This is a genomic window from Paraburkholderia sp. WS6 (genome assembly GCF_030464835.1).
GTDB classification, from domain to species: domain Bacteria; phylum Pseudomonadota; class Gammaproteobacteria; order Burkholderiales; family Burkholderiaceae; genus Paraburkholderia; species Paraburkholderia madseniana.
In genome coordinates, this window is the sequence record NZ_JALQCK010000004.1 from 215,886 (window position 1) to 240,860 (window position 24,975).

The 24,975-nt window shown below is 58.5% G+C and carries 25 protein-coding genes and 1 pseudogene; 16 read left to right on the plus strand and 10 right to left on the minus strand.

Translation table 11 applies throughout. The features are described 5' to 3' along the window. Positions 1-74: 74 nt before the first annotated feature. Positions 75-1,802 (minus strand): methanol/ethanol family PQQ-dependent dehydrogenase, encoded by a 1,728-nt coding sequence (locus tag M0D64_RS07310; protein WP_266257150.1) that lies wholly within the window; start codon positions 1,800-1,802, stop codon positions 75-77. Between the two features lie 474 nt (positions 1,803-2,276). On the opposite strand from M0D64_RS07310, the gene adh reads away from it, so the two are divergent. After that, positions 2,277-3,797: an aldehyde dehydrogenase gene (adh, locus tag M0D64_RS07315; RefSeq protein ID WP_154560347.1), complete on the plus strand. Its 1,521-nt coding sequence runs from the start codon at positions 2,277-2,279 to the stop codon at positions 3,795-3,797. A 79-nt stretch (positions 3,798-3,876) separates the two neighbouring features. Here the strand turns inward: adh and M0D64_RS07320 are convergent, their stop codons facing one another. After that, positions 3,877-6,162, minus strand: coding sequence for a TonB-dependent receptor (locus M0D64_RS07320; protein ID WP_266257151.1), 2,286 nt, complete (start codon positions 6,160-6,162; stop codon positions 3,877-3,879). 313 nt (positions 6,163-6,475) lie between these two features. On the opposite strand from M0D64_RS07320, the gene M0D64_RS07325 reads away from it, so the two are divergent. The 4 genes from M0D64_RS07325 (at position 6,476) to M0D64_RS07340 (ending at position 10,263) form a co-directional block, all read left to right on the plus strand. Continuing rightward, a complete protein-coding gene (locus M0D64_RS07325; protein WP_266257152.1) occupies positions 6,476-7,351 on the plus strand; it encodes an energy transducer TonB in 876 nt (291 codons plus the stop codon). Positions 7,352-7,353: 2 nt separating this feature from the next. Further along, positions 7,354-8,064 (plus strand): MotA/TolQ/ExbB proton channel family protein, encoded by a 711-nt coding sequence (locus M0D64_RS07330; RefSeq protein ID WP_301717310.1) that lies wholly within the window; start codon positions 7,354-7,356, stop codon positions 8,062-8,064. Next, entirely contained in the window at positions 8,061-8,483 is a 423-nt protein-coding gene (locus tag M0D64_RS07335; RefSeq protein ID WP_266257153.1) for a biopolymer transporter ExbD, read from the plus strand. The genes M0D64_RS07330 and M0D64_RS07335 overlap by 4 nt, the downstream gene beginning before the upstream one ends. Positions 8,484-8,730: 247 nt before the next feature. Further along, positions 8,731-10,263, plus strand: coding sequence for a sensor domain-containing diguanylate cyclase (locus M0D64_RS07340; protein ID WP_266257154.1), 1,533 nt, complete (start codon positions 8,731-8,733; stop codon positions 10,261-10,263). Positions 10,264-10,571: 308 nt separating this feature from the next. Here the strand turns inward: M0D64_RS07340 and M0D64_RS07345 are convergent, their stop codons facing one another. After that, a complete protein-coding gene (locus M0D64_RS07345; protein ID WP_166618183.1) occupies positions 10,572-10,820 on the minus strand; it encodes a hypothetical protein in 249 nt (82 codons plus the stop codon). Positions 10,821-10,987: 167 nt separating this feature from the next. Beyond that, positions 10,988-11,209, minus strand: coding sequence for a hypothetical protein (locus M0D64_RS07350; protein ID WP_154560342.1), 222 nt, complete (start codon positions 11,207-11,209; stop codon positions 10,988-10,990). Between the two features lie 628 nt (positions 11,210-11,837). Between M0D64_RS07350 and M0D64_RS07355 the strand changes: the two genes are divergently transcribed. From M0D64_RS07355 to M0D64_RS07385, 7 genes are all read left to right on the plus strand, one after another. Beyond that, positions 11,838-12,086: a hypothetical protein gene (locus M0D64_RS07355; RefSeq protein ID WP_266257155.1), complete on the plus strand. Its 249-nt coding sequence runs from the start codon at positions 11,838-11,840 to the stop codon at positions 12,084-12,086. After that, entirely contained in the window at positions 12,083-13,135 is a 1,053-nt protein-coding gene (locus M0D64_RS07360) for a glycosyltransferase family 2 protein (RefSeq protein ID WP_266257156.1), read from the plus strand. Before M0D64_RS07355 ends, M0D64_RS07360 begins: the two co-directional genes overlap by 4 nt. 318 nt (positions 13,136-13,453) lie before the next feature. Next, positions 13,454-14,257, plus strand: coding sequence for a glycosyltransferase family 2 protein (locus tag M0D64_RS07365; RefSeq protein WP_266257157.1), 804 nt, complete (start codon positions 13,454-13,456; stop codon positions 14,255-14,257). A 76-nt stretch (positions 14,258-14,333) separates the two neighbouring features. Further along, positions 14,334-15,299 (plus strand): hypothetical protein, encoded by a 966-nt coding sequence (locus M0D64_RS07370; RefSeq protein ID WP_266257158.1) that lies wholly within the window; start codon positions 14,334-14,336, stop codon positions 15,297-15,299. A gap of 381 nt (positions 15,300-15,680) precedes the next feature. Beyond that, entirely contained in the window at positions 15,681-16,256 is a 576-nt protein-coding gene (locus tag M0D64_RS07375) for a hemerythrin domain-containing protein (protein ID WP_266257159.1), read from the plus strand. A 204-nt stretch (positions 16,257-16,460) separates the two neighbouring features. Beyond that, the gene (locus M0D64_RS07380; RefSeq protein WP_266257160.1) at positions 16,461-16,808 is read left to right on the plus strand and encodes a hypothetical protein; all 348 of its coding nucleotides are present in this window, start codon (positions 16,461-16,463) and stop codon (positions 16,806-16,808) included. A 38-nt stretch (positions 16,809-16,846) separates the two neighbouring features. Then, positions 16,847-17,287 carry an ester cyclase gene (locus tag M0D64_RS07385; RefSeq protein WP_266257161.1) on the plus strand — a complete coding sequence of 147 codons (441 nt, stop codon included), beginning with the start codon at positions 16,847-16,849 and terminating at the stop codon, positions 17,285-17,287. Between the two features lie 241 nt (positions 17,288-17,528). On the opposite strand, the gene M0D64_RS07390 is transcribed toward M0D64_RS07385, so the two are convergent. After that, positions 17,529-18,029: a hypothetical protein gene (locus tag M0D64_RS07390; RefSeq protein WP_154560335.1), complete on the minus strand. Its 501-nt coding sequence runs from the start codon at positions 18,027-18,029 to the stop codon at positions 17,529-17,531. 200 nt (positions 18,030-18,229) lie between these two features. Between M0D64_RS07390 and M0D64_RS07395 the strand changes: the two are divergent. Continuing rightward, positions 18,230-18,367: pseudogene (locus M0D64_RS07395) on the plus strand (capsid portal protein); the annotation flags it as partial. 580 nt (positions 18,368-18,947) lie between these two features. Beyond that, entirely contained in the window at positions 18,948-19,193 is a 246-nt protein-coding gene (locus M0D64_RS07400) for a hypothetical protein (protein ID WP_266257162.1), read from the plus strand. A 178-nt stretch (positions 19,194-19,371) separates the two neighbouring features. Here M0D64_RS07400 and M0D64_RS07405 read toward each other — a convergent pair whose 3' ends face one another. Together M0D64_RS07405 and M0D64_RS07410 are read right to left on the minus strand one after the other, a co-directional pair. Beyond that, positions 19,372-20,094, minus strand: coding sequence for a substrate-binding domain-containing protein (locus M0D64_RS07405; RefSeq protein WP_266257163.1), 723 nt, complete (start codon positions 20,092-20,094; stop codon positions 19,372-19,374). Between the two features lie 173 nt (positions 20,095-20,267). Continuing rightward, a complete protein-coding gene (locus tag M0D64_RS07410; RefSeq protein ID WP_266257164.1) occupies positions 20,268-20,564 on the minus strand; it encodes a hypothetical protein in 297 nt (98 codons plus the stop codon). Positions 20,565-20,625: 61 nt separating this feature from the next. Here M0D64_RS07410 and M0D64_RS07415 point away from each other — a divergent pair, with 61 nt between their 5' ends. Next, positions 20,626-22,374 (plus strand): SulP family inorganic anion transporter, encoded by a 1,749-nt coding sequence (locus tag M0D64_RS07415; RefSeq protein ID WP_266257165.1) that lies wholly within the window; start codon positions 20,626-20,628, stop codon positions 22,372-22,374. A gap of 127 nt (positions 22,375-22,501) precedes the next feature. Here M0D64_RS07415 and M0D64_RS07420 read toward each other — a convergent pair whose 3' ends face one another. The 3 genes from M0D64_RS07420 to M0D64_RS07430 are packed head-to-tail and all read right to left on the minus strand — an operon-like array spanning position 22,502 to position 24,300. After that, positions 22,502-23,371 carry an ADP-polyphosphate phosphotransferase gene (locus M0D64_RS07420; protein WP_266257166.1) on the minus strand — a complete coding sequence of 290 codons (870 nt, stop codon included), beginning with the start codon at positions 23,369-23,371 and terminating at the stop codon, positions 22,502-22,504. Between the two features lie 18 nt (positions 23,372-23,389). Further along, the gene (locus M0D64_RS07425; protein WP_266257167.1) at positions 23,390-23,815 is read right to left on the minus strand and encodes a hypothetical protein; all 426 of its coding nucleotides are present in this window, start codon (positions 23,813-23,815) and stop codon (positions 23,390-23,392) included. Between the two features lie 5 nt (positions 23,816-23,820). Beyond that, complete coding sequence (locus M0D64_RS07430; protein WP_266257168.1) at positions 23,821-24,300, minus strand: CreA family protein; 480 nt, start codon at positions 24,298-24,300, stop codon at positions 23,821-23,823. On the opposite strand from M0D64_RS07430, the gene M0D64_RS07435 reads away from it, so the two are divergent. Beyond that, positions 24,293-24,571 carry a hypothetical protein gene (locus tag M0D64_RS07435; RefSeq protein WP_266257169.1) on the plus strand — a complete coding sequence of 93 codons (279 nt, stop codon included), beginning with the start codon at positions 24,293-24,295 and terminating at the stop codon, positions 24,569-24,571. The genes M0D64_RS07430 and M0D64_RS07435 overlap by 8 nt on opposite strands. Positions 24,572-24,975 lie beyond the last annotated feature (404 nt).

The window sequence follows — 24,975 nt, forward strand, 5'->3', positions numbered from 1 at the left end:
AGACCAGGCCACCACGGCTGGACGGCCTGCGCAAATGTCGCGCTGGGCAAACCGTCGTGGCAGCCTGGTGAACATCAGCCGTGGTTGAGCGCAAACACATACAGCGTGCCGCCGCGTGGGACCTTCTCCGCAGCCTTCGCCATCGGCCCACCCCAGATCGGGTTGGCACCGCCGTAACCGGCAAGAATGGCGACGTACTCCTTGCCGTCGACTTCGAACACCGACGGTTGAGCAACGATCCCGCTGGCCAACTTCGGGCTCCGCCACAACACTTTGCCGGTCGCCTCATCGAATGCATACAGGTGGCCGTCGAGCGAACCGCTAAACGCGAGGCCGCCCGCCGTGGTCGCTACGCCACCATTCCACGGCAGTTTGCTCCAGTGACTCCAGACTTTCTTGCCGGTGTCGACATCGATCGCCTGCAGTTCTCCATAACCCTTGCTGCCGGGCTCCGGTTTGATCTCGAACCCTTCGCCAAGGTACGGCAGGCCTTCCATGTAGTTCACCGACTTGCCGGAGAGCGACATGCACGCATGCAGTGCGGGAACGATCGCGAGATGCTTGTCCGGATCGTACGAAACCGACCACCAGTTCTTGCCCCCGAGGAAACTCGGACAGGTTTCGATCGTGGTGCCGGCCTTCGGATATTTCGACGCGTCCTGGATCGGCGAGCCATCCGCCGTATAGCCGGTGACCGACGATGCAGTGACAAAGGGTTTCGCGTAGATCAGCTTGCCGGTCGTGCGATCGATCGCGTGGAAAAAGCCGTTACGGTCCGCATGGATAATGGCGTCGTAATCCTTGTCCTGGTACTTGATCGTGGCAAGCACCGGCGTATTGACGCCGTCGTAGTCCCATGTGTCATGTTTCGTGTACTGGTAATGCCATTTGAGGTTGCCATTCCTGGGATCGAGTGCGAGCAGCGAGTCGGAATACAGGTTGTCGCCGGGCCGCAGATCGGCGAGCCACGGTCCCGGGTTACCCACGCCCCAGTAAAGCGTTTTCGATGCGGCGTCATAGGTGCCCGTCAGCCAGGCGGGTGCGCCGCCGTGCTCCTGCATGCCGTTCGGCCATGAATCGCCACCCTTCTCGCCGGCCGCGGGTACCGTAAAGCGCTTCCAGATCACGTTGCCATCGTCGGGATTCAATGCTGCGATGAAGCCGCGTGCGCCGTACTCTCCGCCTGCACTGCCCACCACCAACGCACCGTCGAGCGCGAGCGGCGCAAGGGAGAACGCGTAACCCAGCCCCGGCTCGAACATCTGCTTGCGCCAGACAAGCGCGCCTGTCTTTGCGTCGAGCGCGACGACGTCGCCGCTCAGCATCGCGACGTAGACGTTCTTGCCGTACAACGCCACGCCGCGGTTAATCACGTCGCAACACGCCGTCTTGAACGATTCCGCGCCGAGCTTGGGTTCGAATTTCCAGAGTTGCTTGCCGGTTGCGGCGTCGAATGCATACACGTTGTCCTTCGGCGTGGTGACGAACAGGTAGCGGCCATTCACAATCGGAGTCGCTTCGAAACCCTGCTGCAGATCCGCCGGAAATTTGTAGCTCCACACCTGTTTGAGGTTCTTGACGTTAGCTGCGTCGATCTGCTTGAGCGGTGAATGCGCCTGACCGTTATAGGTTCGGTAATACGTGAGCCAACCGGGGTCGCTTTGTGCGGCAGTCAAACGCTCGTAGGTGACGGCGGGATAGTCGTCGGCTACTGCGACCGACCCCAGTATCAGACTGACGGCGGCGGCCACACCCATCGCAAGCGCCTTAGGCCGCGTCGCCGAAGTTAAACGTGCTTTCATCCTTGTCTCCTGTTGAGTTGTCGACGCGAGGCCGTGCGGCGGCGCCATCGTCTAGTGAATGCAGACTGGCTGCTGACCATTCAAGGCAAGTCGCGTGCCATTGGCAGTGGCGTTGCCGCGAGCCGTCGCGGATCATAAGGACGGGCGCTGCTACGCGATTGCGCGGTCATCGCGGAGTGACAACCGGTGTTGCACGCTGGCGCAGTCGAGCGAGGATGTGTTGCTAAAAATGACAGTTACCACACGGACGTAGCAAGCGGCACGTGGAGGCGATCCACTCGCGGCGACGTATGCGTCGCGCGTGGTGGTCGACATCTGAGTTCGCCTGACGCCTGCCGCGACGCAAACAGGACCGAATGGCACGCTTCTCGCTGAATGCCCCGCACGATGAAGTGTGTCAGCACGGCGGATACGTCGAGCCAACGCGGACCGTCTCCATCGACACCAGTCACACAATCATTGGAGGAGTCAGGCATGAACCACGCAGATATGCAGTTTCTCGACGTCGAATTTCCGTATGCGCGGCAGTACGCCAATTTCATAGGCGGCAACTGGGTTCCGCCGGTGCGCGGCGAATACTTCGACAACGTGTCGCCCATCACCGGCGAAGCCTTTACGTCGATCCCACGCTCGACAGAAGAAGATATCGAACTCGCCCTCGATGCCGCCCACCGCGCCCGCAAAGCCTGGGCCGATACCGCGCCGGCCGTGCGCGCAACGATCCTGAACCGTATTGCCGACCGCATGGAGCAGAACCTCTCGCGCATCGCGTTTGCCGAATCGATCGACAATGGCAAGCCGATCCGCGAAACGCTCGCCGCCGACATCCCGCTCGCGATCGACCACTTCCGCTATTTCGCCGGTTGCATTCGCGCACAGGAAGGAACGCTCTCAGAGATCGATGCCGATACCGTGGCTTATCATTTCCACGAGCCGCTCGGTGTGGTCGGTCAGATCATTCCGTGGAATTTCCCGATCCTGATGGCGGTGTGGAAGATCGCGCCCGCGCTGGCCGCGGGGAACTGCATCGTGCTCAAGCCTGCCGAGCAAACTCCTGCGTCGATCCTGGTGTTGATGGAACTGATCCAGGACCTGCTGCCGCCGGGTGTGCTGAACGTGGTCAACGGTTTTGGCCTCGAAGCCGGCAAGCCGCTCGCGTCGAGCAAGCGCATCGCGAAGATTGCCTTCACGGGCGAGACATCCACAGGCCGCCTGATCATGCAGTATGCGAGCCAGAACATCATCCCGGTGACGCTCGAACTCGGTGGCAAGAGCCCGAACATTTTCTTCGCCGATGTGATGGATCGCGACGACGGCTACTTCGACAAAGCACTCGAAGGTTTCGCGATGTTTGCGTTAAATCAGGGTGAAGTATGCACGTGCCCATCGCGTGTACTGATCGATGAAAAAATCTACGACCGCTTCATGGAGCGTGCCCTGAAGCGCGTCGCCGCAATCAGGCAGGGTCATCCGCTCGACACGAAGACAATGATCGGCGCCCAGGCTTCGGAGGAACAGCTCGAAAAAATCCTCTCATACATCGATCTCGGCAAGCAGGAAGGCGCTGAGTGTCTGATCGGCGGTGAACGCAATACGCTCGGCGGCGAACTGAGCAAAGGCTACTACGTGAAGCCGACTGTTTTCCGTGGCCACAACAAGATGCGTATCTTCCAGGAAGAAATCTTCGGGCCGGTGGTGTCGGTGACGACATTCAAAAACGAAGAGGAAGCGCTCGAAATCGCCAACGATACGCTGTACGGCCTCGGCGCCGGTGTATGGACTCGCGACGGTACACGTGCCTATCGCTTCGGCCGGGAAATCCAGGCAGGCCGCGTATGGACGAATTGCTATCACGCCTATCCGGCGCACGCGGCATTCGGCGGCTACAAACAGTCCGGCATTGGTCGCGAGACTCACAAGATGATGCTCGACCACTATCAGCAGACCAAGAATCTGCTCGTCAGCTATAGCGAGCAGCCGCTGGGTTTCTTCTAGCCCACTACGCACGGATCTGGAGCGGTGTGAGACCCGCTCCAGACAAGTGGTTATATACGTCGCAGCCCGCATCCCCGCTTTACTTCCACGCATAGCGCAATCCAACCCATACGCCGCGCGGCGCACCCACACCGAGAAACTGTTCGTTGGTCACCGCATCGGGCGAGAACGAATGGCCGGGGCCATTGAAAAAATTCTGCCCGAGGATGCCGAAGTCGGCGTAGCGTTTGTCGAACAGATTGTTCACATGCGCGAATAGCTGCAGTTGCTTCGTGACCTGATAGGTCGTGTCCAGATCGACGATCGCATAGCCCGCGATACGCCCATTACTGTCCTGATTGTTCTCGTCGCCACGGGCGAATATCGAGCTGCGATAGAGTATGTTTGCTCCCACACTCCATTTCGCGGTAGCCGCATAATCCAGACGCAACTTCAGCGTGTTTTCCGGAATGCCGGGAATACGGTCGCCCGGATGCACCGTAATGTTGCCCTGGGCGGTAGCGCTCGAGTTGTTCGCGCTTTGCTCGACAAAGCTGCTTTGATAGGTTGCGCGCAGATAGGTATAGCCTGCGTTCACAGTAAGCGGACCTGTCTGCGCGCGTGCGTTAATTTCGAACCCTTGCCGCCGCGTGGCGCCGATGTTCTGGAAGTATCCGGTCGAGGTCGATGCTCCATTACTGCTGACAAACGCTATGTCATCGTGAAGTTCGGTGCGGAACAATGCCGCGCTCCAGTGAATTGCCGACGATAGCGTTCCGCGCGCGCCCGCCTCGAAGGTCCGCGATATGACCGGCTTTAACGCGGGGTCGGCAATGAAATCGTTCGGCAGCGAACAGGGCGCAGCCGGGTCGGCGCAGGCCAGCTCGATAGCGGTCGGCGTACGTGTGCCCTCGCTGTAGTTGGCATAAGCCGTCAACCAGGGCACCGGGTTATAGGTGATGCCCAGCGCAGGATTGATCCGCGAAAAACTGTGCGAGCCGTTCAACAAGGGCTGCATGCCGCTGCGATCCTCGATGTCGACGCTCGCGTGGTTGTAACGCGCGGAGGCCGTCAGCGCAATCGTGCGGGTCAACGAAAGCGTGTCGGTGACGAACACGCCGAGATTGCTGTTACGCGTCGATGCGTCGGTTTCCAGGCTGAAGCCGCTGGTCCCGACTGTCTGGCGATCCGAGGCGAACTGAGCATTCTGCGTGTACTGCGTGAAGCCGGTGTTCGCAAAATCGCCGCTGACACCCGCCGTCAACTGGTTCTCCATCCCCGCGACTTTGCCGGTGACGCTCAATTGCAGTGCAAATCCATAACTGTCCTGCGAGATCACGGAGTGCGCGTTCTGCGCAGGTACAGTATCCATCACGCCCGTCGCCGGATCGATGGAACCATAATCTCCATTGACGTTGCTGCTGAGGTTGTCGTTGTTGTAGTGCCGGTAGTACGCGTCGCCGGAGAGCTGCAACGCATCGCTGAAGTTACGCTTGCCCGACAGGTTCAGCATGATCGCGCGATTCTGATTCTCATCGGGATACGTATAGGGCTGGCGTGGATTGCCGAGGAACGAGCGCGGAATGGTCTGGGTACCTTGCAACTGATTGTCGGCTGCGGTGAGGCTCAGCTCGACCGTGGTGCGCGGGTCCGTATAGCCCACCTTGCCGAACAGCTGCTTCACGCGGCTGGGGTTGTGGTCGGCCCAACCCTGGTCGGCCTCGTCGTTGGCGGTGACAAAATAGTCAAAGCGTCCGTGCTGGCCGCCTTGCGTAAAGACCACGCTCCTGCGTCCGAACGAGCCGCCCTCCACTTCGACGCTGCCGCCGGGGTTGTCCCGGCCATTTTTTGTGGTGATTGCGATAGCGCCGCCTAGCGTGTTCAACCCGAATAGCGGATTGGACCCGGGCATCACCTCGATTCGCTCGATCGCCGATTGTGCGAGCAGATCCCAGTTGACCACGTCACCGAACGGCTCGTTGATCCGTACGCCGTCCTGGAACACCGACAGGCCTTGAGGTGTGCCGAGAAGCGGCGAAGCGGTGAAGCCCCGATAGTTAACGTCCGGCTGATACGGGTTACCCTGACTCGAATTGAGCGTCACGCTGGTGACGTTCTGCTGCAGGTAGGCCGTAATGGAATTCGGGTGTTGCGCTTCGATGTCCTTCGCGTCGACGATCTGCACGGCGGCAGGCACCTCATTGAGCGCCATGCCGAGTCCGGTAAGCGGCGCCGTACCAACCACGGTTACGACTGGCATCACCTGGGAAGGCGACGACGACGGTTCGTCTTGCGCCACTGCGCAGATACCGTGGGTCATAGCAAGCATGCTCGCTATGGCTGCGGCGATGCGCGTGCGCCGCCAATCGTCGCGATGCGACTTCATGTGTCTCCTCCGTCGTGACGCGCATCGGCGTGATGGCCGTACGCGGTATGTTCTTTGATTGCGGTTTCCGATGTACCCACTTCAAAGCAACATCGATGCCGGACATCGACGCGATGCGATGTCGAACGCTGTTCCGCGCTTGTCTTCGCTCACGTGACATCTGTGTCGATTTGGTACAAGCGGTGTTCCGTACGGGGACACTTGAGACACACCCTCGGAGCGCGCCTGATTCAAACAAAGGCCGCATGCGTGTCCCCGCGACCGGCACGCATGTTGCGATCCGAATGGCAATCAGAATCTGGCGGTGGCACGCATGATCACTTCAACGCTGAAAAGTGCAAACGCGGCACGGCGCAGGCTGCGTAGCCTGCAATGCGCCGCGGCGGCGAACCCGCCGGTGCGCGTCGCAGCGAGCCGACTGCCACCGTTCACCACGGGCGCTTTCAACGACCTTCGGGGAGCGCGCGCACATGCCATTGCGCTAGTCGTGCTTGCCGTCCATTGCACGGTTGCGTTCAAGGCATGGCGTGTATCCGTGGAAAAGCTGGAATACACGGCGCCGCACGCGCTGGACCTGCAATTCGACGTAGGGACTGTCGTGCCGACACCGGCCGCGATTTCAACGCAATCCGCAAACCGTGCGGCCAACCTGCCGTCGGCTATGACATCGGCCGTGCCAGCGCCCTCGACCTCGACGCGCCGTGCAAGAGACATGGCTACCCCGAGACACACTACTCAGGCTGCGCCAGCGAAACCGCTCGCGAAAATCGCACCGAACAACACATCGAAGTCGCAGCCTGCGCCCACCGCTACGACTCCACAACCCATGGTCACAGACGCCGGTCCCGAACCACGCAATGCATCGGCCGCAACATCGCCGGACTCCCAGCCGACGTCCGAACCGGTCACCGAACCGAGCTTCGGCGCTGCTTACCTGCAGAATCCCGCGCCGACCTACCCAGGCGTGGCTCAACAACGCGGCTGGCAAGGCACCGTCATGCTTAAGGTTCACGTGCTGGCCAGCGGCCGGCCAGACCACGTCGGACTCGCGTCGTCGAGCGGCCACGAGTCGCTCGATGACGCGGCACTCGAAGCCGTCACCAACTGGCGTTTTGCGCCGGCTCGCCGTGGCGCTCAAGCGGTCGATGGATGGGTCCAGGTACCCATCGAATTCAAACTTGGAACCTGACCATGAACATGTCTGACTTCGCCACACAGCTCATTGTCGACGCTTCGCTTTGCTTGCTCGCGGCCTGTTCGTTGCTGACGTGGTGGCTGATTCTGTACAAAGGCTGCGCGTACTGGCATCTTGCTTCCGAGAACCGGCGTTTCACGGCGCTTTTCTGGAGCGCCGCCGATCGCGATCCGTCGGGCATGCCAGGCAGCCCGTCACACGCTTCGGAGTGTCCGAAGGCGCGCGTGGCGCGGGCCGGCTTCGCCGCATGGTCGGGCACCGCCCCAGCGGAGACGGCAGCGGCCAATGCAGAGTTCGTGGCCTGGGACCGCCACGAACTGCTCGATCGCTTCCTGAACCAGCAGATCCAGAGAGAAAGGCGCACGCTTGAACGCGGCTTGACGCTGCTTGCGTCGATTGCCAGTACCGCGCCGTTCATCGGCCTGTTCGGCACGGTGTTCGGCATTATCCATGCACTGCACGCAGTCGCTGTGGGCAGCGCGAGCGGGATCGAAGGGGTCGCCGGCCCGGTCGGGCAAGCATTGACTGCGACGGGAATCGGGATCGCCGTCGCCATCCCCGCTGCTCTGGCCTATAACCTCTTTGTGCGCCGCGTTCACATCTCGATTGCCGATCTCGAGGACTACGCCGCGGATCTCGTCAACGTTGCGCAACGCAACGGTTTTCGCGCGGTGACGGGCGCTTATCGGGCGGAGGTGCTCACATGATTTCCCGTTCGAACGCAAAAGATACGGACCAACCGCTCGCCGAAATCAACATCACGCCGCTTGTCGACGTCATGCTGGTACTCGTCGTGATTCTTCTGGTCATGGCGCCGATGTTGACCAGAACGCTGCATATCGATCTGCCAAAGGTTGCAGCCAGCGCGCCCGAAGCGCGTGATCACGCGGTGACAGTCAGCCTCGATGCACACGGCAAGCTCAGGATCGACGGCCGCGACATCGCCGCGGACCAACTGGAGCCGACGCTCAGGCGCATCGCAGCGCGGGATGACCGGACCGTGGTGAACCTGCGTTCCGATCAAAGCCAACCATTCGGCGCTGTTGCGAATCTGCTCGCCAGAATCGGCCATGCGGGCATCGCGCACGTCGCAGTCATAACGGCGAACGTGGTGCCACGGAATTGACGTAGCGCGGCCCTGCGCTTCATGCCCCTTTCATGCCTTTGACTTAAATCAACGGAGTTGCCCATTGGGTGTTTATAGTCAACGCGCATACGGGGACGAACCGGTTAAAGCGAGAGTTCCTCAGTTCAACGTTCTCTAACGAAAAAATGGCATTGAGCGCCCGGTAAGAGCACTGCTTTCTCCGCAAACACAGGGAGCAGTCGTCACTCGACGCGGCCTGGCAGAAAATTTCAGATGCGGTCATAGCATGCCCGGCAAGACATTCATTCTCGATTCGATTCTTGCGACGCCAGCGCCGCACAACGGCGACGTCACGGTCGCCGTTCGTTCGTCACTGCTGTCGACGCTCTTTGAAAACATACGGCCGCTCGTCATGTCGGGGGGCGCAAGCGGTTTCATTGCGCTCGTAGCCGCGATCCGTCTGCATCAGACGTGGGCCGAGCTATGGCTCGTGGCGGATATTGGCCTCCTGTTAACACGGCTCGGGATCGCTCGTGCTTACATCGTGCGCAGCCGTACGGGTGCGGTTCACCCTGGCCCCTGGGCCGTCCGATACGTCCCGCCTTCGCTACTGGCCTGCCTGCTGTTCGGCCTCGGTACGATGGGCTGCATCCTGTCCCATGACGGCGAACTGGCAGCGCTCGCCGTCATGGTGACGGCCGGGATTCTAGGCGGAATAGCATCAAGAAATGCAGCCTTGCCCCGGCTGGCGATCGCGCAGATTTGCCTGGGGGCAATTCCCATTGGACTGGCCGGGCTGCTCGCCTCCCGTAGCGCAATGTGGATTCTGGTGCCACCACTTTGCCTGTACGTTGCGGCGATGACTTCGGTGGTCAGGCGCCACTATGCGATGCTTGTTGCCCTGATGACGGCCGAACAAAGGCACGCTGAACTTGGGGCCCAATTCGATGCGGCGTTGGCGTATATGCCGCACGGGCTGTGCACCATCGACAGCGCCGCGAAGGTGATCATTGCCAATCGCCGAACCGCAGAGCTTTTCGGCGCCCCTGTCGAGATGCTGAAGCTCAATGTCCCTCTCCCTGAGTTCATTGGTCAGTTAGGGCTCGCGAAGTATGGCGAAACGCTCCGGAAGCAGCTTGTCGAGCGGTGTACGACATGGCTGTTGGAGAAACACGGTCCGCTTGACCTGAATCTCAATGATGGCCGCCAGCTCGAGATGACTCGCAATCCGGTGCCTGACGGCAGCGCTGTGATCATCATCGAGGACGTGACGCAGCGTAGGACCGCCGAGGCCAGAATTCTTCAATGGGCCCGTCACGACGTGCTGACAGGTCTGCCGAACCGACGCTACCTGCGCGAACAACTGGAGTGGAAACTTTCCCGGTGCGCGGACGATCACGATCCGGCATTGGCGGTGATGTATCTCGATCTGGACAGCTTCAAACAGGTGAATGACGGCTTTGGCCACGCGGCGGGCGACGAAGTACTGAAAATGGTCGGCGAGCGCTTGCGACGGACGCTGCGACAAGGGGAGCTGGTGGCACGGCTCGGCGGCGACGAATTCGCCATTGTCCTTGAGAGCTCAACCACGTCCTCCACCGCCGCACTTGCGCAGCGCATTATCCAGCAGCTATCCGAACCCTATGCGCTATCAGCAGGCGCGACGGTGAAAATTGGCGTGAGCATCGGCATTGCCTTCGCAACAGAACACGAGCCCCTTGAACTGTTGAAGAAGCGGGCTGATGCGGCCTTGTACGACGCAAAGAAAGCGGGCAAAGGGGTATTTCGTTTTTGGGCCATGGACGCGGTCGCGAAGTAGAGCAGTGCCGCTAGCAAGTCTGATCTCGGCACGCGGAAGCATGCCGTGCATGACCGTAATGGTCTTGAGACCGTAGCTGCCTTACTTGGGTGCGGGGTCAGGGCCAGTGCTTGCGATAGCGAAAAGTATCTACCATTTCTTGTTTTACTTTCACCCGTCGTCGCGCTCCTCGCCTCTTTCACAGTATTGGAACTGTCTGGCCGAATTTTCTCAGTGCCGCAGGCGCGGCAACGTCGGCGCGGGCCGCTCGGCGGCGCCATCGCAATGAGAATGGGTGTATGGTCGATTCACTTTATGGGCATGACGGCTCAGTTCGCAAAGAGACGTCCAGACATCGAGGGTGACGCGGGGACGGACGGAAACACACACCAGGAACCGTCCTCATGCCGGAAGAATACGATCGTCAGTGGTCCGGTCGAGATGCAACCTTCCAGTCGCACATAGCGGCCGTGCGTCGCGAGCACCCGACCAATCTGCGTCACCCGCGCGGGCATCGAAAGCGTAGGTGCAAGCCATTTATCCACAAGAGATCGCAGGGAAACGCGGTTGCTGTTCATGACGTGAACTCCGGTTGGACTGCGACGGAAAGTCGTTCCACAGGTCCGTGAATTTATTATTGGACAGACACCCGCGAAGTTAAATCAGAGGAGCCCGAGAATGACGTAGCCGAACGTCATGCTCTGTAGGCGTTCGCCTACAGAGCACTTGCCGCGTGACGCATAGCTCAAGCAACCTCAAGGGGCGTACCCCGTGCGCTTTCGCGGTGGTGGTCTGTCTGGACATGAAGAATATCCGCAACTTTCATCTTGACCTGGCCGGCATTTGCTCCAGCGAAACGATTTTCGGATTCGGCACGATATTTCTTGCTGGCTTGCAACAGCCAAGTGTGGCCGCTTCCAGTACGAACCCAATCGGAGGGGAAGATTTCGTGCGCACCAAAATTCATAGCGGTCCTTTGGAATTAGCGGTTCGACGTGACCTCGCACGCGATTGACCAGTAGGGGGAGCAGGGTTCCGCCGTGCCCCTGTACGCTACATCGCCAATGATGAGTTCGTCGTTTATGCGGGGCATACCGGCTTCCAGAGGCTATTTGCGCCTGGAGGGGCAGCAGGTTTGATCTACATCAAGTGCGCTCGCAAGACGCGTTCAGATGCGCCGGCATTCTGTCGATAAGTTGGTGTGGACATGAGAAAGCCAGCATCGGGAGTGAATGTTTTGACTGCGTGTGGTTCGGTACCGCCCGCCGTCTCAGCTGTTCGGCAAGACGTCACGGGGTTCTGATTCAGATCAAATGACTGAATACATTATTTCTTAAGATGTGCGTCAGCGTAAATGTATCGCTGATCAAAACAAGACATAAAACATGCATAGGGATTGTGAATAAATATCAGTAGTTCGCCATCGTGAATCGGGGGTTAGACCATGCTCGCAAAGAACGAATAATTTCGAGCTTCTATTTCTGAATTCCAATTGAATCGGAACCTGTAGTGAAGAAAGTCATAGGGTTCGTGGTCCTGGCGTGGGCGGTGCGCGCGGATCCACATCAGCACATCGTCCGCAAGGAAGGCTCACGATGGAACAAAGATTATTTTCGCCCGCGCTCGCCGCGACGCCGATATTTGGTCCGACCCGGCCGTTTGCGCGTGCAGCATCCTATGCGAATGGTACAGGTACTACGACGTTCAACATCACACTTGCCCTGCAGGCCAATTGCACCATTGCCCGCGTGGGTATTCAACGGAAGCTTGAGACCGACTATATGTTTATAGGAACCAGATTGGCTCCTTATAAGCGTATCTGTAACGCGAGCCGACTCGAATGAATAACACAGCCCCCAGTGTCCATCAACATCATGCCTATCTCTCGGTACGCTGCAAATTTCTGCTGGCGTTGTGCGCGGCAACAAGCTGGACAGCGTTTTCCGTGTGGGCCGCGCGGCCATGGATGGCGGATCTGTCTCATTGGATCGGCAGTATAGCGACGGTGCTTGCGGTCGGCGGCATCGCGATCGTGCCGGGCTTCATGAATGCCTTTCTCGTGGTCAGCCTCTTGCTTGACCGGCGCCCGACTCATGCGCCGTTGGCGAGCTATCCGCCCGTGACAATTCTGATCGCAGCCTACAACGAGGAGGCCTCAATACACGATACGCTGGCGGCCATTGGTCGGCAGCAGTATCCGGCGTCGATGCAGGTGATCGTCATTAATGATGGGTCGCGCGATCGCACCGCTCAGGTGGTAAGGGCCGCGCGGACCGAGTACGCGTGGCTGGAACTCATCGACATCCCCACAAATGGTGGGAAAGCCAATGCACTTAATGAAGGATTGAGCCGCGCGCAGCATGATTTGATCCTGACGGTCGACGCAGATTCCCAGCTACATGGTCGAGCGCTCGTGAACATCGTCGAACGGTACGTGAACGATCCGCCGAACACGCGCGCCGTAGCGGGGGCGATACTGGTGAGAAACTCCCGTCAAAACTGTTTGACGCGTTGCCAGGAATGGGATTATTTCGTCGGAATTGCGGCCATCAAACGCATGCAGTCCCTGTATCAGGGAACCTTGGTTGCGCAAGGGGCGTTTTCGTTATACGACCGACGGGTGCTGAGGGAGGTAGGGGGATGGCCCCCGTGCGTCGGCGAAGACATCGTGCTGACCTGGGCCCTGCTGAAAGCCGGCTATCGGGTCGGCCATTGCGAAGATGCGTTCTGCTTCACGAATGTGCCGACGAAGGTACGGCAGTTTGTCCGGCAGCGTCAGCGCTGGGCCCGCGGAATGATGGAAGCGTTTCGGCAACATCCCGACATCCTGTCGACGCCGCGCCTGTCGACTTTTTTATCTATTGGAACCTGTTGTTTCCCTGGTTGGATGTGACGTTCTCATTTGCCTTTATCCCGGGCCTCGTGTCTGCTCTTTTCGGGGTTTACTGGATCGTCGGTCCGATGACCGTCACCCTGGTTCCGCTGGCGGGATTGATGAGTGCCGTCATGTTTTCGGTCGAAAAAAAACGTTCAGGCAACTCCACCTGACGGTACGGCGCAATGGCGTTGGGTTGGCCGCCTACCTGCTGTTTTATAGTTTTTTGCTACAGCCGGCTAGCGTACTTGGTTACCTTGACGAGTTGCTGAAAACGCGAAAAACGTGGGGGACGAAATGACACCCCGCTCGTCGCTATGTGTGTCGTGGATCGCAATGAAGGTGGCTGCGGCGGCAACCCATGTGCAACCGATATCGGCACCCCGGCAGGCAGGAGGATCGGAAGTCTTCGTGACGAGCGATCGCGAAAGTTTCGAGGAACAGCGTCCCTCGGTGGAATATTTTCACCGATATGTGCAAGGCGATCAGTTCGTCGGGTTACGCGCGAGTGATTACCTGTACCGGTGCCCTTCAAGATTCGGATTTTCTCGTGCGCGAGGTCCAAGTGACGTTGCGAATGTCGCTGATCAACTCAACAGCCGTTGGAACCGAGATCACGTCAACGGCGGTCTCCGGTGCGTGCTACGCGAGGTGGCTGGCTGGCCGCGTGTCGTGGGCCAGGAGATTGTGCCGACCTCAGCCATCCTGAAGACCGGATACCGCGTTGGCTATGCCGAGAATGCCTTCCTGTGCGCCAACGTGCCCGCCACGTGGCCCGAGTTCATCCGACAGCGTCAGCGCTCGTCTCGCGGTCTGATGGAAGCGTTCAAGGCGCACTGGCAACTATTGTTCAAGCCACGCATGATCACGCTGTTCATCTGGCGGAACCCGTTGTTTCCGCATCTGGATCTGGTCTATACGCTCGTCTTCTTACCGGGGCTGCTGCTAGCGCTGTTCGGCATCTACTGGATTGCAGGGCCTGTGACGCTGCTGGTGCTGCCATTGGTGATGATGGTCAATGGGATCATGTACCGGATCCAGTCCCGAATGTTTGCGGAGCAAGGTCTGAAGGTGCGCCGCAACGTGCCCGGGTTCGTCTTCTACAGCCTGTTTTACGAGCTCGTCTTGCAGCCTGCGTGATGCGATTCATCACACGCGGCAAACACTCGGGCACCAAGTGACGAGCTAACGCAAAAAAGAAAGGGATTGTTCATTCATGTATGCATGCAGCCATCTTGACGCGCGTGCGCTCTGGCGCACGCTGAGCCTCGCCAGCGTCCTGGCAATATGCACGCCAGTGTCCGCGTATGCCCAGTCCCACGATGGACCGGGCAAATACGGCACGCTGACCGGAGATGCATTGTTCAGCAACGACAGCGACCACTTCAACGAAGAACGGGCGAACATCGGCTATCTTTTCCCGAATGGCTGGGGGCTGGGCGCGAGCGTTACGCATTACAACGCGCCCGACTGGTCGGTCTACGGGCGAGGCTTGTACGGGCAGTACCGACAACATGACGCGCAGCAGATCGTGGACGCGCAGCTGGGCGTCATGGACACCGGCGGCTACGCTACGCCAACAGGCATGCTCGACTATATGCGGCACATCAGCGGTGACACGTCGCTCGGCGTGAGCGCCGAGCGAAATGTGGTCGATTCGATCAGCGGGATTGAGCAAGGTCTGACGTATAACAGCCTCATGCTGGTACTGGATCATCAGTTCACTCCGCGTTTTACCGTCGGGGCGGTAGCGGGTGCGATGTGGTTCTCGGATCACAACACGCGTCCAATGCTGCGCACGCGATGGAATTACGAACTGGTGGCAAACAGTGGGCTGAACTCCTACATCAAGACTCGGAACTACTACGACAGCAATCCCAATCGTGGCGACTACTACTCGCCACGCTGGCTGGCCGAGTATTCGGGTGGGCTTTCCTGGCGAGCCGCACTCAGCGACAAGGCGGCATTTTTCGTGAGCGCTGACCTTGGGCGTCAGAATACGGAGAACGGGGGGGTCAACATCTGGGGAGCGCGCATCGGCCTGCAAAATCACCGTAGCCGGACCATGCAGTGGCAGGTCGCCGTGGAAACGACCAACAACCACACGGCTGGCTTCGCGGGGGGCGGTAGCGGCTATCGCTATACGAGCGTGACGGGCCGATTTATGTTTCCCTTCAACTGAGGGTATCTGCATCTCCGATCGCTGAGGTTTACTCTGTTTTTCGCCCTCCAGGGGGCAATCGTCCTTCTCGTGAGAAATCTGACGGTAGCCTCGCGCAGAGACGCTTGCAGAAAGGCTCTCCGGTTCGGCGATTTCGCGCCGTCAACGATTCTTCAAGCCGTTGATGCATTTGGATTTTCTGGGCGAAAGCGCCAGATTTCTCATGAAAAGGACGAATACTCCTATTGCCAGAAGCATCCTCACACCGCTTTGAGGCCGAGAGTTGACCTGAATCCTTGATGCAGATCATAGGGTTACCCGTCGTGCCCTCCATACTTTTGATACACGGGACTCAGCCGTCCGCAGGCTGAACCCGCCGTGTCGACGGGTAAGGGGTTCGATATGCAAACGCCGGTAGCGAGAAAGGCCGTACGGGTCATCATTAGGGAACACCAGCAGCTAACGATGGTCGTCACGGGCATGCAACGCTTTGTCAAACTGCTCGGTGCCGGCGCAGCCGTGCCTAGACCGACGATGTTTCGGTCCATGCTGTATTACATTAGCGAGTATCCGGAGCAGCTACATCATCCCAAGGAAGAGCGCTACCTGTTCGCGCGCTTGCGACACCATGCCAACGACCTCGACAAGACCATCGACGAGTTAGAGAAACAGCACGCTGAGGGCAAGGCTCGAATACGAAACATCGAACATGCGTTGACCCGATACGAACTCGTTGGCGAGTCCGCGCTCCCGGTGTTGCGCAAGATGGTCGAAGAATACGCCGCGTTCTCCGCAAATCACAGGCGCCTGGAAGAAGAGGTGATTCTGCCTGCCGCGCGTCAGTGGCTGACGGAGGAAGACTGGAACGAGCTGGACGAGGCGTTTGGCACAAACCGCGATCCGTTCGACGGCGTCACGGTTGAGGCAGATCTCGGCCGCCTCTTTGCGATGATCGTCAAGGCCACCCGGGAACCATAGGAAATGCAAATGTTGATCTGCGTCAATGCGACAGCGTTGGCGCATGTTCATGCTAGACGGTAAGTGCCCTTCATCCGGGAATCACCAGTTCGGCCCGGCAAGAGCGCATTCTGCGAGCGACACTCATGGAATGTTTGACCGCCCGCCAGATCGTTCCAGGTGTGACAGGATGTGAGGACGCTTGCCGCCAAGAAGGGAGGCGATATGCAAGCCATGCACCACTTTCGTCTGGAACTGCGGCACGCAACGATGCCCACGTACGTTGCCAGTTATCTGTTCCCGTTTCTTTTATTCGTCTACGAAACTCATCGCGTCGGCAGGTGGATTTTCGACTACGGGATGAATTTCTCAAACTACAAGTTTATGGGCTATGAGTATCTGCTCATGCTCGTGTTCGTCGCACTCCAGATCATTTTCGAAGTCGCTTTCCTCCTGGGAGCCTGGTTGGGGCGACATCACGATCTCGATAATCGAATTACAAATGTTCTGGCTGGGGTGGGCTGTTCCATTGGCATCCTCGCCTTCGATTTTGCCTTGCAACATGCCCTCTAGACCGGGCGTGTCGTCTTCTGTCGGTGAGAGGTGATGCCATGGTCCAGGCAAACGAAGTAACCCGCGATCTTGCGCAGCAGATCATTGGCCGCTTTTACCGCGCGCACGCTCAAAAAGACGTAGCGCTTCTGCGGACGGTTGTTACGCCCGACTGGCAATACGTGCCTGCGTCTTTCGGGCCGGCCGGGGGGCCAGACCAGATGATTCCAGTATTTGTTGACTTGGCTTCTGCGTTGCCGGACATGGACATTCAGATCCTGGATGTATTGATCCACGGAAACATGGTTGGCGTGCGGGCAAAAGTCAGGGGAACGCAGTCTGGATCTCTGATGGGCATCGCAGCGACATCCAAGCCAATCGAGTTTGCGATTCACTCTTTTCACGAGTTCCGCGGCGAACGTATAGCGAAAACCTGGCATCTCGAGGACTGGCTAAGTGTCTTCCATCAGCTCGGAACGCTGCCGCCCAGTCTCAATTGAACAAGCATTGTCTATTTACGAACGGTTGCAATCGACTAAATCGAAGGCTCGTTGTCCGCGCAGAGAAGTCGCTCGAATGTCCTACCGACGCGGGCGACCCTCTCCGGCCGTTGCGGGAAGCGCGACCCCAAGGGCAGCTTCCGGGCGACAACAGCCATTTCTTCCTCTAGTTGCCAGGCGTGACTGATCAGGTACCGTGGCACAGATCGGCGATCGTCAGCGTTCACGGCGGCGTCCGCGTCTATTTCGTCGATGCAGGCAACCCCATCAGGTACTGCTGGTGCAACATCATATTGTTCATCATCATCTGCTGCATGTTCAGGTACTGGTCGGTCATATACTGGCGTCGCCGAAGCTGTTCGGGTGTCAGGTTCGAGTAATAGCCGCCCATATGCCCCCAACCGCCCATCATTCCGGGCTCCATCATCCCAGGACCGCCCATCATTCCCGGTCGCCATAGACCGCGCATTGCGCTCATGGCACTTTGCATCGTGGCCCAGTGTTGCTGCAAAAGCCGCTGCCGCTCTTGTGGATCCTGCGTCTGACGGACCTGATCCATTTGGGCTTGCATCGTTTTCATCTCTGCCCGAACCTGCGCGAGCTGCTTGTCGAATTCAGCGGTGTTAGGCACCTGCGCGGGAGGGGCCTTTTTCGTTTGCGTGGTCTGCGCGGCTGCGGTTGTCGGTAACATCTGGCCGCTGAGGGCAAGACCAGTGACAACAGCAACAAGGAATTTTTTCATGACGGTCTCCCGACATCGATCGATGAACCTGCGAGTTATGAGTTTTTCTCGCCTGATCGCATCATCGACCGCCTTGGCCCGACCCCATTTGACGTGGATCAGAAGAGCGCCAGTGCCAACCACAAGTTAAATCAGCGGTGCCTGAGAAGTTTGCCGGTGCGAGATACTCAAGGGCGCGATACACGGTCCCTTGATCGACCGATACGGCTGATGAGGTATTTGGTCGCAACGAAATGGAATCGCTGCAACGGAGATTCGCGCAGCTCAATGATTGGACCGGCGACGAAGCTGCGCGCTTCAATCCATACTCGATAAAGACACCGAATCCCAACGCGTAGGCGACGGTGCATTCCCCTTCTGACATTCTCCACGCATACTTTGACGTAGATCACATTACGTCACGGACTCATTGAGCCGGACACAACCGAACAGTTAACGTCTTGACGAATATCGTTGATAGGGTCGGTCGACCCGTCGCCAGTAAAGCGAAGGTGCATGCCGGTGATGCACTCTCCTGCCCACGACGGCCTCGTGCTGCGGAGAGGGGGTCTTTGCTCGCCGACGCGTGGGATAAGTCCTACTGTTTGTTCAGAAAAGTTGGCGCACCATAGCCTGCAAGCCAAACCTTGATGGGGTCCCATTCTTCACGGGACCCGATAGCAGCGTTAACGCATAAGTTTTCGGTTTGTCAATGCAGATAAGAATCACTCGTATTCCTGTCGACGTTAGCGATTCCGCTGCTGACGATAAGCCGTGACTCACACTGGTTCGTGGATGTACCTGGAAATCAGATTTTCGCAAAGCTCAGGTAACGACTCCCACCTCTGTTCGTGAGCGTACTACAACAAGGATTTCAGCGAAGTTCGCACAGCGAGTTGCTGGCACAGTGCTGATCTGGACGAGTGAAGGGGACTCACCATGCCTGTCCATAGTGCAGCAGGCACGATGACGCTTATGTCGGAGACGGAAGCCCCATCCGAACGCGAGATTCGCGCGTTGCGCCTTGAGGCGTCGATCGACGGCAAAGCTGTCGTGCTGACCGATATCGACCGAAGGACGCCTGGCATCCGTCGAGAAGTCCGCTATCAGATGACTGTTACTGAGTTTATTGCGGCGATCTGTGCGCAGAGAACTCCATCAATAGTCGAGTTTCCGGACCAGTGACCAGAGCGTGGACCGAAAGTCGCAAGGAGTTCCTAACTGAAGGTAGCAGCGTCATAGCGAACGCCTCGTCTTGCCCTCGACGGCGGACAGCTAAAAAATTCTTCGGCTGACTGGATGGCCGTTCCCGGAAAGTCGCCGGCCACTCAGGTCGAACGGCGAATAGGACACGCGTTCTCGCTCATTTCGTAGGCGTCGCCGAAAGCGGTTCGAGCCCCGTCCTCGAAATTGCGGGCGCCGCGTCCGGTGACGACATAAAATGGATCAGCGCCTCTGCGCCGGCCGGATTTTTCGCATTGGTGGCGATGCCCCCGGAGAACACCGTGTACCTCTGCACTTCTCCGGGCAAACTGCCGACCACCGTCACCCCCTTCACCGACAACGGTTCGACGACCTGCTGAATTCCGATCTCAGCTTCTCCATTCGCGACGGCCTCGGCGACCTGCGCGACCGGAATCATGCGGCTCTTGCTCTCCATCGGCCCCGCGATGCCGAGACGCCGGAACAGTTCGCTGTCAACATAGACGCCACTGGGGCTGTCCGGATAGACGATCGACTTCGCTGCGAGCAACGCTTGCCGCAATGCGTCGGCCGAGCTGATTTCCGGCTTCGGCGTCCCCTCGCGAACCACCATGCCGATTGCCGAGCGTGCGAAGTCCACCTTACTGTCAGGCAAGACCTTGCCGACATTGATCTGATCGTCGAGCACATACCCAACCACGATCAGCACGTCGGCCCACTCGCCGCGCGCAAGCCGCACAGGGATCGCATTCGCGGCCGTACCCACTGCGGGCCCCCAGACGGTGATTAGCTTACGGCCGGTCGCCTCCTCGAATTGCGGGCCCAGTCCGCGATAGGCCGACGCGAACCCACCCGAAATCATCACCTTGACTTCATCTGCCAATGCGACCCCGCTACGCAGAACGCGAGTGCGCGAATCCACGGCTTGCGGATGGTCACGGCCCCGCCCCAATGTCGATCGGATGACCCGGTCCGGATATGCATCGAGTACGGATGCCAGTCATCATGTTAGCCGGCATCGAGCGCGGCAGCGAAACTGCCGCAAACCGGTCAGCCTCACACTACCGCCGTCGGCGGGCGCTGTTCATCGACCCGAAGCAGCCAGTCGTCACTGTCCGGTTTGAGGTACTTCAGAATTCGAATGACCGCAGAAAGCCATTCCTCAAAACGAGCCGTCCTGGTCGTGATAGGCTCAGCATAGGTTGAATACCCAGAAGAACAAGTCCGGCAACGGCGGATCCGTGCGGCAAGTCCGATCTCGCCCAGGTTGATCGATGTCAAACAGGATGATTGCTGGCGGTAGCGCAATCCGGGCAATACAGCAAAAACTTGCTTCCAGAGTAAAGGTGCCATAGCGCGTGATGTCCGTGTTCCTGCGGTCTCTAGCACAGCTTCCCGAATCCTGCACACGCATATGCCACACCATCCACATCTATGGCGTCGCACTGAACAGCCACCGGAAGGGATATGGCGCTGGATACCGGCAGCCTCTACGTTGCGAACCTACGAGCCCGGCTGGCTCACGAAAGACGTGTTTGCCGGCATCGTGCTGACTGCAGTACTCGTGCCTACCGGACTCAGCTTTGCGCAAGCCGCCGGGCTGCCAGGCGTCGGTGGCCTATATGCAAGCATCGCCGCCCTGATCGCATATGCCATTTTCGGCCCAAGTCGAATTCTCGTTCTCGGTCCCGACTCTGCACTGACGGTGCTGATCGCGGCTGCTGTGGTTCCTCTCGCTGGCGGCCGTCCAGAATCGGCTCTTGCACTCGCCGGAGTGCTGGCAATTATGTCGGGTATCTTCTGCGTCCTGATCGGACTGTTCAGGCTGGGCTTTGTAACAGACCTTCTTTCCAAGCCAATTCAGTACGGCTATCTCAACGGGATTGCATTGACACTGTTCGCGGGCCAGTTTTCCAGATTGCTTGGATTTGCGATTCCAGGCGGTACTTTTCTGGACGATGTGGCTAGCGTAATCCATGGTGTCGCCGCCGGGAAAATAAACTGGGTTGCCTGTGCGATTGGCTTGTCGTGCCTGGCGGCGATGGTATCGCTCAAGCGGTATGCGACTGCATTGCCAGGCACCTTGATTGTCGTGGTCACGGCAACCGCAGCAGTCTGGTTGCTCGAACCGGAGGCCCGCGCCGGCATTGCTGTCGTAGGCCGGCTACCTGAGGGCTTGCCGATGTTTCACCTTCCCGCGGTGTCGCTGCAGGATGTACGGGCGTTGATCGGCGCGGCGGTCGCGATTGCTCTCGTGTCGTTCGCCGATATGAGCGTTTTGTCCCGAGCGTTTGCCCTGCGTGGCGCCTACACGGTCAACCGGAACCAGGAACTGGTGGCGCTTGGCCTTGCTAATATCGCGGCCGGTCTGTTACAGGGTGTCCCAGTGTGCAGTAGTGCGTCGCGAACGCCAGTTGCTGAGGCAGCTGGTGCAAAGACACAGTTGACCTGCGTTGTGTCCGCGCTCTGTATCGCATTTCTGCTGATCGCGGCCCCGACATTGCTAACGCACGTGCCTAGCGCGGCGCTTGCCGCCGTCATTGTCTCTGCCGCATTTTCGCTCGTCGATCTTGGAAACGTGACTCGCCTTTATCGAATGCGCCGCAGCGAGTTCATATTGTCCGTGGCCTGCTTCGCAGGTGTCCTGACTGTCGGCGTCGTACAGGGCATCTTCATCGCAATCGGATTGTCGCTGCTGTCATTCATTTGGCGCGCGTGGCACCCTTACGATGCCGTATTGGGCAAGATTGAAGGAAGACCCGGGTATCACGATGTTGTGCGGCACCCTGACGCAAAGCAGGTCCCCGGTCTTCTGCTGATTCGCTGGGATGCACCACTTTTTTTTGCAAATGCGGACATATTTCGCCAGCACGTGCGACAGGCGATCGCGCAGGCCTCCCAACCACCAGCCTGGTTGGTCGTCGCCTCGGAGCCGATCACCGATATCGACGTCACGGCTGCTGACATGCTCTCTGGGCTTTATCAAGAGCTTGTAGCAGCGAACGTTGCTCTGTATTTTGCGGAAATGAAAGGCCCGGTGAAAGACCGACTGCGAGCCTACGGCCTCTTTGAAATGTTTGACGAAACACACTTTTTCGAGACCGTGACAGCTGCTGTTCGCAGCTATTCCGCGCAGCACGGCGTTGACTGTACGAGCGAGTGATTGACCGGCTAGCTTGTGCGCAGCTCGGTTCAATCTGTAAATGGCACCGTCCTGACATGCCATGCTTCTACCGCATTCTCCAGAGCGGGCCTCACTTGCAATCCTGACTTCGCTCAGTTCCCATTCCTCATTTCTCGAGCTGCGCACGAATTGACTGCAATTCCTTTCTGCGTTCAGCGTGCGCCTTCGGATAGGTCATTTCAAGTTCCTCAAGCGTCTCAAGAACGATCTTCGACACGATCAGCCTCGCGTTCTCCTTGTCGTCGGCTGGAACGATGTACCAGGGAGCGCGCTGGGTGCTGCTCGCATTGAGGCATTCCTCGTAGGCCTTCATGTACTGGTTCCAGTATCGCCGTTCCTCGACGTCGGCAACACTGAATTTCCAGTTTTTCTCGGGGTCGTCTATGCGCTGCAGGAAACGTTTGCGCTGCTCTTCCTTCGAGATGTGAAGGTAGAACTTGACGATCCGCGTGCCGTTCCCGGAAAGGTGTAACTCCAGGTCCAAGATCGAACGATAGCGGTCATGCCACACCGTCTTTTCGTCGAGCAGTGCATCCGGTAGGCCTTCGTTATCGAGAATCTCGGGATGAACGCGAGCAATCAGCACCTCTTCGTAATAGGACCGGTTGAAGATGCCGATTCGTCCACGCTCGGGCAGATCGCGCGTAGTGCGCCAAAGGAAGTCATGCTGCAATTCAATGGGGCTGGGATGTTTGAAACTGAAAACCTGACAACCCTGTGGGTTCACGCCCGACATGACATGCTTGATGGCACCATCCTTACCGGCTGCGTCCATTGCCTGGAAAATAAGCAGAACGGCATATCGGTTGAAGGCATAGAGCAACTGCTGCAGAGAACTCAGGCGCGCGACGTGTTCACCCAGCAATTGTTGGTAGTGTTCCCGTGAACTGTACGCGGGCTCTACCTTCGTCGGCCATTTGTCGAGCTTGACCCGTCCGCCTTCCGGGACCCGAAAATCTCGCGAATTGATTTCCATGTTGATCCTCGTAGCCGCTCAATGTCGGTAGGCTTGTAGCCAGGGGAATCCGGCAAAGCAGATCTGTGCCGCAAAGCCGATCCCTCCAGCAATCGACCCGATACCCGAAACATACTGTGCCGAAGACTCACCAAACGCGAACACAGCGACACCAAGTTCTGCGACCACGAGAACGATGAAGGCCACGATCCCCATAGGGAGACGACTACGCCTATCGGGTTGCAGATTGAACCACTGCACACTCCATTGCGCAACCTTCCAACTGGCCGCAAGCATGATCGGCGTTTCCAGTACCACGGAGGTAGTTGCGCCGAGATGCGGCACCAGCACCAGGACGCGTATTGCACCGAGAACGAATCCTATCGCGAAGACAAGGAGGGCATAGGTGGTCCCCGCTTTCACCCATGGAGCGCGTCTACGCACGCAGAACGAAGTGGAGTTCATGGCAGTTACTGTCCGGTGGGCATCCTGGGACCTGCCGGCAAACGGATCACATAGATGCGACCCGGCAAGTCTCCTGCAACCTCGTCTTCGTTGTACGTGAAGTAGACAAGCGAGTGACGTTCGGTGTCCAGCACCCGGATTATATGGAGCGAGTCGAAAGTTGGATCTGACTCAGCCGTGAATACTTGTGCTTGTCTGGGCACACTTTCGGCAACCCGGATGTCGCCAGTCTGATGGCAGGATGCCGTCAGATCCGTCCCGCGGGAGATTCGTCCACTTCCCAGTGCGCCCTCGGAATGCGACTCTGAGACATAGCAGGTCACGCCTTTCACGAGGGGATCGTCGTAAGCCGAAATGGCGATGTGAGAACCATATCGCTGGGTATGCGTATCGATGGTCGCCAGCTCCTTGGCTACGACAACGGAAGACGAAAATATCAGCAGTGCACCCAGGATGCTCCACCGCCCTGGAATCAGCTTGATCATCATCCACCTCCGGGTATCCGACAGTCAGATCTGCGGCCGCGCAACGCTGCAACAACGGATCGCTGAGTTCAGGCTATTTCACCCGGAAGTCAGCTACTTGACGCAGGTCAACGTCTTCGTGTTCGCCTGGCGTCATTCTGAAAATGGATACGTTGCCTGCGGAGCCTGTCGCCAGCGGATTGAACATTTCTTGTCCAGGCGCCAACAAACCACGGTTTCGGTCGCCCGCATCGCCAGAAAGTTCGCATATCGAGAATTTCCATGTTCATGAACGCCCGCGTTTCGTTGCTTCTACCTCCCCTGTTCTGCGCCTGTGCAAGTGGCGCTGCGCTCGCGCAATCGCTACCGCAAGCCGCTTCGCAAACCGGCGTCTCCTACATAACTGGCGGCGTGGGCGAAGATGAAGTTCAGGTATTTCGCGCCGCAGCTCCAGGCTACAACTTTCGCATAACATTCGCGTCGAAGACAGGGAGCTATCTGTCCGACGTCGATGTAACGATAACGTCGGGAGCTGGCCGACCCGTCCTGACCGTTCGGACAGAGGGACCGTTCCTCTTTGTCCGCCTACCTGCACGGCGCTATCAGGTTGGGGCGCAAATGCGTCACATCACGGAAACCAAAAGGATCCAGGTGCCCACACGTGGCGGGGCTGAATTGCGTTTCTACTGGGAAGAT

Excerpts from the sequence above, each read along its gene's own strand:
- M0D64_RS07310 (WP_266257150.1), bottom strand. The coding sequence starts at position 1,802 with ATGAAAGCACGTTTAACTTCGGCGACGCGGCCTAAGGCGCTTGCGATG.
- adh (WP_154560347.1), top strand. The coding sequence starts at position 2,277 with ATGAACCACGCAGATATGCAGTTTCTCGACGTCGAATTTCCGTATGCG.
- M0D64_RS07320 (WP_266257151.1), bottom strand. The coding sequence starts at position 6,162 with ATGAAGTCGCATCGCGACGATTGGCGGCGCACGCGCATCGCCGCAGCC.
- M0D64_RS07325 (WP_266257152.1), top strand. The coding sequence starts at position 6,476 with ATGATCACTTCAACGCTGAAAAGTGCAAACGCGGCACGGCGCAGGCTG.
- M0D64_RS07330 (WP_301717310.1), top strand. The coding sequence starts at position 7,354 with ATGAACATGTCTGACTTCGCCACACAGCTCATTGTCGACGCTTCGCTT.
- M0D64_RS07335 (WP_266257153.1), top strand. The coding sequence starts at position 8,061 with ATGATTTCCCGTTCGAACGCAAAAGATACGGACCAACCGCTCGCCGAA.
- M0D64_RS07340 (WP_266257154.1), top strand. The coding sequence starts at position 8,731 with ATGCCCGGCAAGACATTCATTCTCGATTCGATTCTTGCGACGCCAGCG.
- M0D64_RS07345 (WP_166618183.1), bottom strand. The coding sequence starts at position 10,820 with ATGAACAGCAACCGCGTTTCCCTGCGATCTCTTGTGGATAAATGGCTT.
- M0D64_RS07350 (WP_154560342.1), bottom strand. The coding sequence starts at position 11,209 with ATGAATTTTGGTGCGCACGAAATCTTCCCCTCCGATTGGGTTCGTACT.
- M0D64_RS07355 (WP_266257155.1), top strand. The coding sequence starts at position 11,838 with ATGGAACAAAGATTATTTTCGCCCGCGCTCGCCGCGACGCCGATATTT.
- M0D64_RS07360 (WP_266257156.1), top strand. The coding sequence starts at position 12,083 with ATGAATAACACAGCCCCCAGTGTCCATCAACATCATGCCTATCTCTCG.
- M0D64_RS07365 (WP_266257157.1), top strand. The coding sequence starts at position 13,454 with ATGAAGGTGGCTGCGGCGGCAACCCATGTGCAACCGATATCGGCACCC.
- M0D64_RS07370 (WP_266257158.1), top strand. The coding sequence starts at position 14,334 with ATGTATGCATGCAGCCATCTTGACGCGCGTGCGCTCTGGCGCACGCTG.
- M0D64_RS07375 (WP_266257159.1), top strand. The coding sequence starts at position 15,681 with ATGCAAACGCCGGTAGCGAGAAAGGCCGTACGGGTCATCATTAGGGAA.
- M0D64_RS07380 (WP_266257160.1), top strand. The coding sequence starts at position 16,461 with ATGCAAGCCATGCACCACTTTCGTCTGGAACTGCGGCACGCAACGATG.
- M0D64_RS07385 (WP_266257161.1), top strand. The coding sequence starts at position 16,847 with ATGGTCCAGGCAAACGAAGTAACCCGCGATCTTGCGCAGCAGATCATT.
- M0D64_RS07390 (WP_154560335.1), bottom strand. The coding sequence starts at position 18,029 with ATGAAAAAATTCCTTGTTGCTGTTGTCACTGGTCTTGCCCTCAGCGGC.
- M0D64_RS07400 (WP_266257162.1), top strand. The coding sequence starts at position 18,948 with ATGCCTGTCCATAGTGCAGCAGGCACGATGACGCTTATGTCGGAGACG.
- M0D64_RS07410 (WP_266257164.1), bottom strand. The coding sequence starts at position 20,564 with ATGGCACCTTTACTCTGGAAGCAAGTTTTTGCTGTATTGCCCGGATTG.
- M0D64_RS07415 (WP_266257165.1), top strand. The coding sequence starts at position 20,626 with ATGCCACACCATCCACATCTATGGCGTCGCACTGAACAGCCACCGGAA.
- M0D64_RS07420 (WP_266257166.1), bottom strand. The coding sequence starts at position 23,371 with ATGGAAATCAATTCGCGAGATTTTCGGGTCCCGGAAGGCGGACGGGTC.
- M0D64_RS07425 (WP_266257167.1), bottom strand. The coding sequence starts at position 23,815 with ATGAACTCCACTTCGTTCTGCGTGCGTAGACGCGCTCCATGGGTGAAA.
- M0D64_RS07430 (WP_266257168.1), bottom strand. The coding sequence starts at position 24,300 with ATGATCAAGCTGATTCCAGGGCGGTGGAGCATCCTGGGTGCACTGCTG.